The organism is Ruminococcus sp. AM31-15AC (assembly GCF_003462045.1).
Lineage (GTDB): Bacteria > Bacillota > Clostridia > Oscillospirales > Ruminococcaceae > Hominimerdicola > Hominimerdicola aceti.
Genome location: NZ_QTYG01000056.1, coordinates 1 through 14,792, shown reverse-complemented (window position 1 = coordinate 14,792; position 14,792 = coordinate 1). Strand labels below are relative to the sequence as shown.

Genomic DNA, 14,792 nt, shown 5'->3' with positions numbered 1-14,792 from the left:
CTAATACATATCAGTTTTACTACCCTATAAAATTACACTACTCTCAAACCTCAAATTTAAGATAATGACACTACTCATCAGTGCATTTTATATTAGGCAGTAATTATATTATAGCATACAAATATAAAAAGTCAACAAAATTCAGATAACGCACATATCCTTGTCTATTATCAAAGTTTTTGAATATTCAAGGTGCGTGTGTTCATTATTTTCAATACAGATCACTTTAAATTTTCTTAGCAGCATGTCTTTGTATAAAAGCTCAGTTTGCCGGTCCGTCAGATAACTTCGAAGATTAACAAAGAAAAATACACGCTCTCCTTTAAATTTGTTTACAGCAGTCATATATTCTATGATCTTTTCTGAAAGTTCCATTTTTTTATCATAAAAACGTACACCAAAAGCTTTAAGTATACCGCTTATGTCCTGTGGAACATCAATTTCTATTTCATTATCAGCTGACTCAGTTATCATGTAAATATACAAAGCTATATCAGCCATAAGCTTTTGAGTATGCTGATAGAAACGTTCATTTACCGATACATTTTTTATCTCAGCATACAGCTTATTTACAAGATCACGCTGATTTATTTCAAAAGGTATTATCTGAGTTATAAGCTCTGCACGCTTTCTTAATTCAAGCGGTTCATTATTTTCCGACAAAATCAGTCTGCCACTTTCGCCTGAACACTGATCATATATATCGGATATTACATCACTGAATATCTGCTGATTTTCAATTACTAAATTCAAAACCGTGCTTTCTTCTAGCTCACAGTATAAATTGAAAGCTGGATATGCAATAGTCATAAAATCACCAATCTTTCATCACTGTCAACTATATCGCTTTTGAAGCTGCCTGTTATAAACTCCATTTTCTCAAATTGCTTTTCAGTAACATTTAGCACCTGCACAAGTCCGTCAGGAGGTTTATTGCTTTTGATATTGCTCATGACAGTGTTAGCCGCGGTCTGATTAATCACCATTTTACAATAAACAGACTCCTGCATCATGATAAAGCCATTTTTAATGAGACATTTTCTGAAACGTGCATAGTTTCTTCTGTTCTCAGTGGTAATAACAGGCAGGTCAAAGAATATAAACATTCTCATAAATCTATAGCTCATCATTCACCTCTCTAACTATTTTAATGAATAAAAACTAATTTTCGAAACGTCATTATCGTTGAGTGCCTCAAAAACACTTCTGCAATAAAAACGCATTGCATTTGACAAATACTGCTCACTTTCATTTATCATCACGGTTGTACTGAGCAAAGACACTATAGTATGTTTTTCCTCTTTACCAAATACAGTAGGTGTATTTTTATATACCCATCGGTCTATAATTATACGGAAAGGTTCCATGAGGTCACATGAAAGATTGAACTGATTGAACATATTACTGTGAAACAGCCCTAACTGAGTTATATAACCATGAGCTGTCACCTCTCTGTTTATACAAGAAAGTATTAAACTATATCCATAATTCAGAGCGGCATTAATTATGCAATTACGGCTACGTGTAAAATCTTTACCAAATAAAGTATTAAAGTATACCTTTGCTGCGTGACCCTCTCTGTTGGTGACATCACCAACTTCAAGTTCTTCAACATATCCTTGCAACATCTCAGCTTCGTTTGATTTTCCAAGTTCTTCGAGAAACTCGGCTTGCTTGCGTATTTTTTCAGCAACTATCTCAGTCCACGCACAAGCTTTGATATCATCGCTCCACTGTATCTGCCGTTTGATCTTTGCCGACGTATCATGACTGCCATAATAAGAAACAAGTTCACATGAGGGATTTCTTTTTTCATCACAAAATATAACCTTTATCTTTTTTTCGGACATAGCCACAATAAGACAGCCTGTAATTGATACTGCACTATTCTCGATAATGAGAACGGAGATCTCATCAAGATTTATTCTCTTGACATCATCTTCCGTTCTCACCACAAGATAGCCATTCCTCATATCAAGCTTTGATCTTTTGGAAATGACAACAGTTCTCCAACTCATAAGTCAAGCAAATTCAGTGACTTACGCTCGATAAGTCCCGTCGGTGACTGGTCGATAATATAGATTGTCTTCTTATCTTTTATTTTAGAAAAGTCAGAATTTAACGTCAAAACACCAGCCTGACCACTTTCGTTTATTAATGTGAGGTCACATCCAGTTGAACGACCTGTTTTCAGGAGCATAAGTATATAAAAAAGAGCTGTTGTCTGTTCATCTACAGACAAAGATATAAATTTATCTCTGCCATTTGCAACTTTTGTACCTATTTTATGAAAGAAAACCTTGAAAGGCGAGGACTGCATTTTTTCTACTAACACATCAAATGCCGAAATATTATCCTCCACGGTTATTCCAGTATAACTATTTATAACAAGACTTTTATTTACTTTTTTCTTAGCTATAAATGATGAGATTTTCTTCATATATGCATAAGTATCTTTATCTAATACAAGCGAACAAGCTGATATTAGCACTAACTGTTTTCCTTTGTTTGATTTTTGTGCCAAATTACATCTGAATCCATCAACCTCAAACATTGTGTTTACTTTGATTATTCTCTGACCGAAAGGAAATGTAATATTCTCAGATGAAAATTCTTGTGATAGTATTTCAGCTAGTTGTTGTGCAACATACGCTTTTGCGAACTCTATATCAGTTGCAAATCTATTGCAGAACATAGTTTCAACAGGCACTACCACAACTGATTTTTCTCTACACTTTACCACAGCAAAATGCGACGCCGTTGTATTATTATAACCGCCATACTTCCCTGTATCTAGTCCCGATTTTCGTTCAACTAGTCCCGCTTTTTTACGTTCAGGCATCTGGTTAAACAGTCCGCCTTTTCGCATATAGCATATCTCACATATCGTATGCTATTCTTTGACATCATTTTTCTAACGATAGCAAAAGATGTCTCAGGATCCCAAGCAACTTCTCCTCCACGCTCTACTTTGCGTGTCATAACGCCTGTTTTCTTACCGTCTGAGTTTTTCTGAAATATCTTAATGGAATATTTCTCATTGTTCTTTAAAAAATTCAGCGGATCTTTAGTAAACCTCGTGTTGTAAACATTACCCAAGACTATATTAAGATAAGCGTCCTTTGCATGGTGAAGATCATTTACTTCACGACATTTGAGCATACCCATTTCCTGCCTGAAATCAGATACAAGACCTGCTTTTACATAAACTATTTCTGTATTTGGAAACTGCTCTTTAAGTAATGTAGCAACCGCTTTTGTAGATTGTCTTGTTTCCACAAGCTGACGTGCAATAAAACCTGAAAGCTCATCATCTGTAAAAGGCGTACTTCTTGTTAGTCTTTGATACTTTTTCTCGCTGATAAGTCCTTTTTTATAAAGAGAATGCCACAACCCTGCCATACTATGCCTAATATCATCACTAATAGGATAACTGTCACTTTTCTTGCCGTTTTCATTGCTGCTGACAAGAACTTTGTTATCAAGACTGTCATCTTTTATTTTCGCCTGCGGCCATATGTGGTCTATATTCCATTTATGTTCATTTTCCACTTCTTCAAATGGGATAGGTTTTTCAGTATACATACATCTGCCAAGCTGCATAAAGTAAAGAAAATACTTGTCACTTCTAAGTTTTGCGTCATCAATGGTATCAAGATGTTCCCATATGCCTGACTTTTTCAGATCATTTATATCTTTATTGTCAAGGCCATGCCAATGTTCAAGGATTTGATCCTTACGAGAATTTGTTCTTTTTCCTTTCGGTGTTTCACCTGTACCTCTTGCCATTTCTATAAAGATCTTGTCAGGATCTCTGCCTTGTATCTTTTTAAGTTCCTTTACAATATCAAACGTCCTTGTTACTGCACGGCGTACTGCAGTAGGGACATACATATCTTTCAAACGTTCACTCATGCTCTTATGATTTTCAGGTAGTGCATAATACTGCCTGTTCATATGCTCAATATTTTCTGAATATCGATATTTTGACTTAACAACTGCATTATGTTCTCGTTGGTTTCCCACAGCATCGTTATGATATTCTTATCGCTCTCTGCTTCACCTGTCTTTGTATCAACTGGCAGCACATCTTCCAAGAAACAGCGTGACAGTCTGCCATAATCCTTATATTTAAGCTTTGTGATATACTTTACATCTTCGTCTGCAAGCATCGTAAACTGTGTTTTAAGCCATTTTTTCAAACGTATATTATCTGTTGTGACTGTGATATGTTCAATAATTTCCTCGACCTGTTGCTCTGTAAGTATACCATTAGACAACATTTTCTTAAAGTCATGATAAGATCTCAAAGCAGATTTTGCTATATCGTCAATACCTGTCACCTCATCACTATCCGCTGCATAGCCATGAGAAATAAGGCAGTCGCGTATCTTCTTTTTGCTGACTCTTGACTTGTTCCTTTCAAACAATTCTGTGTATATCTCTTGTTTTGCCTGGACGGATATAGGCTCTCCATTAAGTTTTATATTGTTTATCTCATTAAGAACGCTGAACTTGCTATAAAGCAATGAATATTTAGGCAGAACGTCCTGACCTGCAACGTATGTACATTTACAAGTCATACGACGAATAAACGCGTTTTCACCCTCATCTTCGTTTACCATGTCAGTAAAATTCCATGGAGTGATCTTACCGTCGAGTTTTCTAACAAGCCACGCATTTGGACTTTTCTTTCTATCGACTAGTGGACCAACATAATAAGGAACACGGAATTTCATTATGCTCAGTATTTTATCCGCTACCGTACCATACTCATCTCTTTCATTAAGAAATGGAAGATAATCACAAGCATTTTCCAGTATCTTTTTAAGCTCTACATAATAAAGCTGATATGGTATAACTCGGTTGTCTGTAGTCACCTGTTTAGGACAAAGAGAATTTTGTTCACACTTTTCAAGGAGTTTGTCAAGGCAAAGTTTGTCTTTTTCATTTGGTTTTATCTTGCTTAAAAACTTTTTAGTAAACTTACAAAAATCCTCCTGATTACACTTTTTATATTTACTATCTCTAGTTTTATCGGAAGGTGCATTATAAACGTAACTTGCATAGTTCTGTTTTCCACTGACCTCTTTGAACATTTCATTGTAATCATCTTTGGTAAGATATTCTCTGAACAGATATTTTAGTGCATCGAGATCATATCCATGCTCATCATACTTATCTTTTTTAGCCTCAGATATAAGAAATTTACCCTCAAGAATATCCACTAGCAGCGACCAATCATAAAGACTTTTTACGCTTTTGAGCAAAGCAAAATCAAGCTCGTCTATCTGTCCTTCCAGCATCTCTAGAGTATCTCCAAAATCCGCATTCCTTACGCAAACGGAATCTTTCTCAAGGTCTGTGTACTCTTCATTTGCAAAGAACTTTGATAGCTTTTCCGTACCGCCACTAAGCAGCTTTATAAGTGCCGAGTAGCTGATATTTTCATTATCATAGGTCTTTACCTTACCGCCAAAAAGAAGTTTATCAAAATCTTTATTCTTTGCAGATACCGTTTTATGGCTTTTTAGTATTTCAGCAAAATCATCGGCAGATCTGTCAAACGGTGGTTCATCATCAAGCTTTTCTTCCAGAGCTTTATAAAAGCTTTCATAGAGCGGCTCAAACTCTGTTACCTTGCTTATATCGTCCTCTGATACCGGAAGAAGGAAATGTCCTCTGTGAGCAAGCAGATATACACAGGCAAGATATACAAGCCTTACATCATGAGGTTCTTTGCTTTCCATAAGCTCACAGATAAGGTGATGTATAGTTGGGTACTCTTCAAAATAATCCTTATCAGTGTAATCAGGATCGTCAAAGAAAATATTATTTGTTCTATGTTCGGCGTCCTCAGGCAATAAGGCACTTTCCTTCAGCCTACGAAAGAAATTTTCGTCCTTTTCACATACAGCCCTAACAAAAGACTCCTGCAATAGTATTATTCTTTGCTTACGGCGATCAAGCCTTCTTCTTGCCGTGCGGAATGACCTTCTTTCCGCAGACTGCTTTGCCTCATCAAAAAGATGAACACCCCACATTAAGTTGTTCTTGTATTTTTTCAGCTTATATTCGCTGTTTGTCACAGCCCAGCCTACTGAATCCGTTCCTATATCAAATCCCCAAAAAATTTTTTCGTCAACCACTTGACAAACCTCCCTTTATGTGTTAATATAGTGTCATAGGATTACTACCCTATAAAATTACACTACGAGTTCAAATAAAAATTCTTTCAAATCGTTGGTTTCATACCTTCATCACGAGTGTCGTGTTCAGGTTCTTGTCTTTGACAGGGACCTTTTTTATTGTTGTTGATCTTTTTGCTCCAAAGCTGATCTTACCCATTTGTAATACTCCTCTCTTATATCTTCAGGTTCATATATCTTCATACTCCTAGGAAATTGTAGCATCCACCCCCATAGAGTCGGACTGATTTGCACAAGCACCGTGGTTTTACAGATATCCCCATTACGACGAATTATTATGTCATGCCCAAATTTATCATAGACCACCTCTATAAGTTTAGAAGAAAACTGAAACGTCACCTTTCGTATACTGCCGCCATACATCTTGAAAGACTGTAAACGATATGTGCTAACATTTTTCAGTACCTCAACAGCATTTTGACTTATTGGTTCAGAAACTATCTCAGGATCTTCTATTCTGTCAAGTCTGAATGCTTTTACCTTATTGACATATTCAGGGTCGGCACGATAACATAAAAGATAGTAGTTACCGTCCTCAAATATCAATCCCAATGGTTCTTCTTGATATATAGCTCCGTCATGTGCAAAGACCTTTTCATCATATTCATTAAGGTGAAAATATTGAAAGCGTATTCTCATCTGCTTTTCAATAGCATTTTCAACTATCTCTATATTCTGAAAAATGCTGTCATTCTTATGTTTTACAGTCATAAACTGCACAGTATGACGCTTGAGCAGTTCCGCTCTATATTTACAACTCAAGTCTGCCAACTTATCGAGAAGTATTTCCGTTTTATCGGCAGGAATAAAAGCAGCACTCTGAACTGCATCCATAATTATCTTGATTTCCGAAACACTGAAACGGCGTTCATTCACATAATATGTGTTGTCATGCCATGAACGTCCTTTCAGTATCTCATAACCATTTGAACGCAGAGTTTCTATATCACGATATATAGACTTTCTTTCACTTGAGATAATGCACTTAGCAAGCTCATCTATCAGTTGTTGTGTCGTCATCTGATGCTCAGAGTCAGTCATCATATTCAATATTTCCCATATTTTTAAAAGTTTAAGTTTATTTGGTGCATTTGACTCCATTGCTAAGTTCCTTTCATCGTGAAATGTTCATAAAATAAGTATAACATATTTAAAAACTCTAAGTCAATATTTACAAGTACCAATTTTGGAACTTAAAAGAAAAATAAAAAAATGTTTTATTTTGTTAATCATCGTCGATTTATAATATTATGCCATAACAGCACCATTCACTAAAGCCTTTCAAGAATGAACGGTGCTGTTCTTTGCTACCCGTCAAACCCTCCGCATCTACCCCACCGATGTCTAAAGAAGTATAATAAACTTTGGTTTTGTCAATATCACTTGACACATTTTATACGAACAAGAATTATGCAACGAGAAAGATATGATCATAGTAGAGCTTTCTTCGGGCTGCCGGAGGCAGCCCACCGTTGGCGGTGCAGATTCTTCTGTTGGCCCAGTAACTCATATAATATCTCCAGATCATAGTCTTCAACTCTTTCATAGTGTAGTTCTCCGGCTTGTCTTCACGGTTGTAGAACAGCTTTTCTTTCATTCTTGCCCACATACTTTCACAGCGTGCATTGTGCATTATCATGACATCTTCCGTTGGTACTGTTCATGCTTTGAATGATCCCATATTTCTTTACAGCAGCATCCCGGCATCTTTTCTCTGTGCAATGCAAGGGTCGAAAATAAGTTTAATGCATTTAAGGAATACGCCAAGAAGTACAACCTTCATTGGGGCTTTGTGCGCGACATTGATGAGGAATTGTACATAAATAATACAATCTACACTGAAAATATGTCAGAAGATAATTAGATTTCACTGGATGATATGCTGAAATAAATTCTCAACCTTGAATAATTGAATTAAATTAAAAATGAGCTACTGCACATAATGCAATAGCTCATTTTCGTATATTCCAAATCAACCTAATTGTTCTACAAATCTTGCAAATGCTTCTTTTCCTTGTTTATCTCTCTTAAATACTCCGGCATCTTCAAGTACCTGTTCAAAAACTCTGCCGACTTCATAACGAATAATATCCATTGCATTATCAGCGTTAAAATCAGAATATTTTTTTAGAATTTCACTTGCCCAAATTGCATGAGATGCAATTTTATCATCTGTAGCAATCTCTTTGCCGGACAGCATTGCATCTTTTAAAAGTGTCAGTTCATCTGCTAAACGCGCCGGAAGAACAGCAAGTCCCATCACTTCAATCAATCCGATGTTTTCTTTTTTGATATGATGTAAGGTAGGATTCGGATGGAACACACCTAACGGTCTTTCTTTCGTTGTAATATTGTTTCTCAATACCAAGTCGCATTCAAATCCAGAAGAAGTTGCTCTTGCAATTGGAGTAATTGTATTATGCAGAATTCCGTCTGTTTCTGCAAAAATTCCAACCACTTCATCCGTATATGTTCTCCATTTTGATAAAATATCAGCACATGCAGCTGCCAAAGCCGTCCTGTTTTTTGAAGAAAGACGTATCACAGACATCGGCCATTTTACAATGCCGGCACTAACATTCATATAATTTTTCAAAAGAAATGTTCTTTCAATCGGTGCTTTTGCCATTGCAAAATTATAATTGCCGCCTTGAAAGTGTTCATGCGTTAGAATGGAACCGCCTACAATAGGAAGGTCTGCATTTGAACCGATAAAATAGTGTGGAAATTGCTCAACAAAATCAAACAGTTTATTGAATACCTGTGCATTGATTGTCATAGGAATATGCTGTTTATTAAAGACGATGCAGTGTTCATTATAATATCCATAAGGAGAATACTGCATGAACCAATCTTGGCTGTTGATATTCAACTTTACCGGACGAAGATTTTGTCTTGCAGGGTGTGCCTGGTGACCTGCGGATCCCATATTTTCAACACAAAGCTGACATTGAGGATAGGCTGATTTTTTTTGCAATTTAGCAGCAGCAATATCACGAGGATCTTTCTCTGGCTTAGAACGGTTTATAGTAATGTCAAGTGTTCCATATTCTGATTCATATGTCCACTTTAAATCTTTCGCAATTCTTTCAGCACGAACATAGTTCAGGCTTTTACTAAAAGCATAGTACCATTCTGTAGCTGCTGATGGCGAAGCAGAATATTCTCTTTGAAATGTGGCATTAACTTCTCTCGGCATAGGTGTGAAAACACCCATAACTCTTGTATCGAATAGATCACGTTGTACAGAAGTGTCTTCAATGATTCCTGCTTTTACTGCATAGTCGATCAGGGGTTCAAGAAGTTCTTCAGTATTTCCCGTGAGTGGTTCTTTATCATTCCAGTCAGTCAGTTTTAGTATATCCATGAGCTGATTTCTAACAACGAAAATATCGTCATTTGTAATCAAATCAGCTTCTATTGCATGACGATTAATCCGTTTATTGCCCTGTTTATCATGATAACACCTCTTTTCAAAAACCATCTGGATGATTCTTATGCCAATTCCATGCGTCAGATATAATTTCTTCAAGGCTATCGTGTACAGGATTCCAGCCAAGAATTTTTCTTGCCTTTTCACTGGAAGCCACCAGTCGTGCAGGATCTCCGGCACGTTTTGGCGTTTCAATTGCCGGAATCGGGTGCCCTGTCACTTTTCTTGCTTTATCAATTACTTCTTTTACGGAATAGCCGACACCATTTCCAAGATTGAAAATATTGCTTTCGTTTCCGTTTTTTAAGTACTTTACAGCGAGAATATGTGCCTGAGCCAAATCGGTAACATGGATATAGTCTCTGATACAAGTTCCATCAGGAGTATCATAATCTGTTCCATAGATGGAGATACTTTCTCTCTTTCCATTTGGGACTTGAAGAATCAAAGGAATCAAATGACTTTCCGGATCATGAGCCTCGCCGATTTTACCTGATTTGTCTGCTCCGCAAGCATTGAAATAGCGGAGAGAAACGTATCTTAGACCATGAGCTTTTGAAGTCCAATAGAACATCTTCTCCATAGCAAGTTTGGTTTCACCATATGGATTGGTTGGCTGTGTTCTGTCTGTTTCAAGAATCGGAATATTTTCCGGTTCACCATAGGTGGCAGCGGTTGAGGAAAATACAATTTTATCAATATGGTGTTCAACCATGGAATCCAAAAGAATTTTTGTTCCGCAGAGATTATTATCGTAATACTTGAGTGGATTGGCAACGCTTTCTCCAACAAGAGAATATGCTGCAAAGTGAATCACTGCATCTATCTGTTCGTTTTCAAAAATATTATCAAGAAACGCCTTGTCATGCAAATCACCCAGATAAAATTTCGCATCTTTCGGAACAGCTTCGATGTGTCCGGTTGCAAGATTGTCTGCAATAATAACGCTTTCTCCGGTGCGAATCAACTCTAAAGCTGTGTGAGAACCGATATATCCTGCACCGCCTAAAACAAGTATACTCATTATTTTTCCCTCCTATTATTTGATTTCAATACCGCCAAACGGTCTGATCGTCATAATGTAGCACGAATTTTGTCCAAATATTCTGTCCATTTCCGATCTATATGCATTGACAAAATCATTTGGTACAAATGCCTGAACAGTCCCTGCGAAACCACCTCCGTGAACTCTTACAGCACCATTGCCTTTTAATATTCGTTTCCCCGCCATAATTGCAAGTGGAATACCTTGTTCCGTTGGCTTTCTGCATGAGTATAAATTTTGCAGATAGTTCATGGAGGAATCTCCCGATTCGTTTACAAGCGTGAGAAAATCCTCAAATCTGTTGTTTTTGAGAGCTTCCGTTTCTGCCTTTGCACGATAATTGTCGCCAAAAAAGTGAATTGCACGCAAGACAGCTCTGTCAGAAATCTTCTTTTTAATATCAGGGAGATTATTCCAAAATTGATTTTCATCAACTTCACGAAGAACCTTTTTGCCGAAATATTCTGCAACTTCGTCCATTTCTGTACGAACGGCTACATAATCATCTGTCAAATCAGAATGATCTCCTTTGGTGTCTGTGATGATCAATGCATAGCCGGCTTTTGAAAGGTCAAAATCAATTTTTTGGATACTTGGATTTTGAATGTTTTGAAAATCAAGAAAAACAAATCCACCAACGGAGCAAACCATCTGATCCATCAATCTGCTTTTCTTGCCAAAATAAAAGTTTTCTGCATATTGTCCGATTTTTGCGATTTCTACTGCACCGATCTGATTGTTATTGTAATAGCTGTCAATTGCCGTTGCAATCAATGTTTCAAATGCAGCAGAAGAAGAAGAAATACCGCTTCCACCAAGTACATTTGAAGTTGTATACATATCAAATCCGGAAATTTCTACACCTAAATCCTTAAAGCGAGCTGCAATCCCTCTGACAATTTCAGAAGAACCTTTTTCACCGATATGAACATCCAAATCGTCCAGTGAAACTGCAAATTCATCGTATCCCTCTGATTTAATTCTGATGATGTTTTCATCATGAAATGCTGCAACACCGATAACATCTAAGTCAACTGCTCCTGCAATGACACAGCCATGTTGATGATCGGTATGATTACCGCCGATTTCTGTCCTACCCGGAGCAGAATAAACGTGTATATCATTTCTATTCGGATACAGTAAACTCAAAAGTCGGAACACAGGCAGCCTGATATGTGAATGTGATTTTCAAAGCATCTTCCTGTTCCAGCCATGAAACGGTTTTATACTTTGCAAATTTGCCTGCGGCATACCACTGTGCAAGATTGTATGGCTCGGAAGCACCGGCGTCATTGTCTGTCATTGCTCTCCAGAAGCTGACCTTTGGTGTGCGTGTAATATATTCAAAACCATTGTATTTCAGAGAACTGATGCCGCCCTCTTTTTTGTCGAACATCATGGAGAAGTTTTCTCCGTGAACGCCAATGATAACATCGCCGTATACAATCGTTGGCTTTTGCAATGTGGTTTCCGGAATCTGATTATCTTTCACTTCAAACACTTCCTGTGCAAAGGCAATTTCGTGCCCTGCATCTGCCCATAGTGTCTGATCTGCGGTAACGACGGAAACATGATAAACATATTCTCCTGTACTGTCTATTTTTTGAAGTGTCAGTTTCATTGTCTTGCTATCTCCGGCAGGAACATTCAGAGAAAATGTATCGGATTTCAGAACAACGCCGTTCTTTTCCAATCGTACAACAAAGGACAAGTCGTTTGTATCTGCAAAGAGATTTCGGTTTTCTACGGTAAGCATTCCGTTTTGAATAGACATTCTGATGTTGGAGTACAGAGCCTTCATTTCCTGAACCTTTGGAGAGTAGGTTCTGTCAGCATAGATCACACCGTTGGTGCAGAATCCATAATCGCTTGGTCTGTCCTCAAAATCTCCGCCATAAGCCAGAACCGTTTTCCCGTCGTCATTTTTGGTTTCGATTGCCTGATCGATGTAGTCCCAGATGAAACCACCCTGATAAGCCTCATATTTGTCCTCAAGGTCAGTGTAAAGGCTCAAACCGCCAAGAGAATTGCCCATAGCGTGCATATACTCACAGCTGATATACGGTCTGCCGCTGTTCTGTTTCAGATATTCTTCCACTTCCTGTGGTCTTGCGTACATACGGCTTTCCATATCCGTGATGAAATCATACTGATTGTCTGGAACTCTTGTAACACCCTCATAGTGCACCAGTCTTGTCGGGTCTACGCTTCTGAAATATTCCGACATTGCAGCAATATCTTCTCCGCAGTAGGATTCGTTTCCGCAAGACCAGATTAGAACGCTTGCGTGATTCTTGTCACGTTCATACATTGATTTTGCTCTGTCCAGTACAGCTTCTTTCCATTCTGGAAGTGAACCCGGTACATTCCAAGACGGATCAGTTGCACCAAGCTTCTGCCATGTACCGTGTGTTTCCAGATTGGTTTCATCAATCAGATAAATGCCGTATGCATCACAAAGCTGATACCAAAGAGAATTGTTCGGATAATGACAGGTACGAACCGCATTGATATTGTTTTTCTTCATGAACTGAATGTCAAACAGCATATCTTCCTTTGTGATTGCTCTGCCTGTTTTCGCATCAAATTCGTGTCGATTGATGCCCTTGAAAATAATACGTTTTCCATTCAGGCACATGATTCCGTTTTTCAGTTCAAATCGGCGGAATCCGACTTTGGTTCTGCTGACCTCGATTTCATTTCCGCTTTCGTCTGTCAGAATCACTGTAAACGTGTAGAGATTCGGTATTTCGGCACTCCAAGGCTTGCTATTTTCAATTGTCCAGTTTACAGATTCCTTTTCATTGGATTCTGCGATGACCATTCCATTTTCATCTGTCAAGATCGATTTCACAGAACATTTGCCCGCAATATCTAGCGTTGCAGAGAAGATACCATTTGTACCGTCATAATCTGCAATCACTCTCATATCACGAACATGGGCAGACGGTGCCGCATAAAGGAATACGTCACGGAAAATGCCGGAGAATCTCCAGAAATCCTGATCTTCCAGCCAGCTTGCAGAACTTCTTTTGAACACTGCAACAGCAAGTTTGTTGTCCTTTTCACGGATATATGGTGTCAGTTCAAATTCAGACGGTGTAAAAGAATCCTCGCTGTAGCCGATAAATTCGCCGTTCAGCCAGACATACATAGCAGTTTCCACACCCTGAAAAGAAATGAATACACGCTTGTTTTTCAGAGCATCGTTCAAGTCAAAATATCTGACGTAGCTGCCGACAGGGTTGTCCTTTTCAGAGATAAACGGCGGACGGAGATGCTCATGTCCCTCCCAAGGATAAATGGTATTGACGTACTGCGGTTTGCCGTATCCCTGCAATTCCATGTGTCCCGGAACCTGAATGTTGTCAAAATTGTCAGTGCTGTCGCTTTCTTCATAGAACTTTTGCTGCCATTCAGACGGATTCTTTGCCCACGCAAATTTCCAGGTGCCGTTCAGATTCTGAATCAGAGAGGAATTGTCTGCTTCGGCTTCCAAATGGTTTGCATAGATTTTGTGGTCGGAATGTGCTGCGATTCTGTTGACTGCAAACACTTCCGGATCAACAAGCCAGTCAAGTGTATATTTCATGTTGTTACCTCCGTTAGTTCTGTGATTCCATCACAACTTCATTTTCGGATTTTCCAAGTTTTTCTTTGATTTCCGCATTTGCCTTTTCAACATTCATCTTAGAAAGAATAAATGTGATGATCAAATCAAGTGCAAACGGAACGATCAGATACATAATGTGAAGCATATTGATAGCAGAATCAGGCTGTACTGTCAAAGTGCCCTTGAATCCGCTAAAGTCGAGCAAAAGACCGACAATTGCTGTTCCAAGTCCACCACCAATTTTTACACCATGGTTTTGTCAATATCACTTGACACATTTTATTCGAACAAGAATTATGCAGCGAGAAAGATATGATCATAGTAGAGCTTTCTTCGGGCTGCCGGAGGCAGTCCGCCGTTGGCGGTGCAGATTCTTCTGTTGACCCAGTAACTCATATAATATCTCCAGATCATAGTCTTCAACTCTCTCATAGTGTATTTCTCCGATTTGTCCCCACGGCTGTAGAATAGCTCTTCTTTCATTCTTGCCCA

The 14,792-nt window shown here is 38.2% G+C and carries 13 protein-coding genes and 1 pseudogene; all 14 read right to left on the bottom strand.

Going from position 1 to position 14,792, the window contains the following annotated elements; all coding sequences use genetic code 11:
- Positions 1-141: 141 nt before the first annotated feature.
- A complete protein-coding gene (csn2, locus tag DW793_RS12250; RefSeq protein ID WP_117878760.1) occupies positions 142-810 on the bottom strand; it encodes a type II-A CRISPR-associated protein Csn2 in 669 nt (222 codons plus the stop codon).
- Positions 807-1,127, bottom strand: coding sequence for a CRISPR-associated endonuclease Cas2 (cas2, locus tag DW793_RS12245; RefSeq protein WP_252969882.1), 321 nt, complete (start codon positions 1,125-1,127; stop codon positions 807-809). The genes csn2 and cas2 overlap by 4 nt, the downstream gene beginning before the upstream one ends.
- Before the next feature lie 15 nt (positions 1,128-1,142).
- Positions 1,143-2,018 (bottom strand): type II CRISPR-associated endonuclease Cas1, encoded by an 876-nt coding sequence (gene cas1 / locus DW793_RS12240; protein WP_118158299.1) that lies wholly within the window; start codon positions 2,016-2,018, stop codon positions 1,143-1,145.
- A complete protein-coding gene (locus DW793_RS12235; RefSeq protein WP_181984465.1) occupies positions 2,015-2,842 on the bottom strand; it encodes a Cas9 endonuclease PAM-interacting domain-containing protein in 828 nt (275 codons plus the stop codon). Before DW793_RS12235 ends, cas1 begins: the two co-directional genes overlap by 4 nt.
- Complete coding sequence (gene cas9, locus DW793_RS12230; protein ID WP_252969881.1) at positions 2,815-3,957, bottom strand: type II CRISPR RNA-guided endonuclease Cas9; 1,143 nt, start codon at positions 3,955-3,957, stop codon at positions 2,815-2,817. Before cas9 (DW793_RS12230) ends, DW793_RS12235 begins: the two co-directional genes overlap by 28 nt.
- Positions 3,954-6,149, bottom strand: a complete 2,196-nt coding sequence (cas9, locus tag DW793_RS12225) for a type II CRISPR RNA-guided endonuclease Cas9 (protein ID WP_118158297.1) — start codon at positions 6,147-6,149, stop codon at positions 3,954-3,956. The genes cas9 (DW793_RS12230) and cas9 (DW793_RS12225) overlap by 4 nt, the downstream gene beginning before the upstream one ends.
- Before the next feature lie 156 nt (positions 6,150-6,305).
- On the bottom strand, positions 6,306-7,253 hold the full coding sequence (locus DW793_RS12220; protein ID WP_181988370.1) for a helix-turn-helix transcriptional regulator: 948 nt from the start codon (positions 7,251-7,253) through the stop codon (positions 6,306-6,308).
- A 364-nt stretch (positions 7,254-7,617) separates the two neighbouring features.
- On the bottom strand, positions 7,618-7,848 hold the full coding sequence (locus tag DW793_RS12215; protein WP_181988369.1) for a hypothetical protein: 231 nt from the start codon (positions 7,846-7,848) through the stop codon (positions 7,618-7,620).
- A gap of 333 nt (positions 7,849-8,181) precedes the next feature.
- Positions 8,182-9,789 carry a UDP-glucose--hexose-1-phosphate uridylyltransferase gene (locus DW793_RS12210; protein ID WP_252969880.1) on the bottom strand — a complete coding sequence of 536 codons (1,608 nt, stop codon included), beginning with the start codon at positions 9,787-9,789 and terminating at the stop codon, positions 8,182-8,184.
- Positions 9,683-10,666 (bottom strand): UDP-glucose 4-epimerase GalE, encoded by a 984-nt coding sequence (gene galE, locus DW793_RS12205; protein WP_118158294.1) that lies wholly within the window; start codon positions 10,664-10,666, stop codon positions 9,683-9,685. The genes DW793_RS12210 and galE overlap by 107 nt, the downstream gene beginning before the upstream one ends.
- 15 nt (positions 10,667-10,681) lie before the next feature.
- On the bottom strand, positions 10,682-11,836 hold the full coding sequence (locus DW793_RS12200) for a galactokinase (RefSeq protein ID WP_147342205.1): 1,155 nt from the start codon (positions 11,834-11,836) through the stop codon (positions 10,682-10,684).
- On the bottom strand, positions 11,814-14,279 hold the full coding sequence (locus DW793_RS12195; RefSeq protein ID WP_252969879.1) for a glycoside hydrolase family 2 TIM barrel-domain containing protein: 2,466 nt from the start codon (positions 14,277-14,279) through the stop codon (positions 11,814-11,816). The genes DW793_RS12200 and DW793_RS12195 overlap by 23 nt, the downstream gene beginning before the upstream one ends.
- 13 nt (positions 14,280-14,292) lie before the next feature.
- A complete protein-coding gene (locus DW793_RS12190; protein WP_390624684.1) occupies positions 14,293-14,541 on the bottom strand; it encodes a hypothetical protein in 249 nt (82 codons plus the stop codon).
- 53 nt (positions 14,542-14,594) lie between these two features.
- A pseudogene (locus tag DW793_RS14785) lies at positions 14,595-14,792 on the bottom strand (IS3 family transposase); the annotation flags it as partial.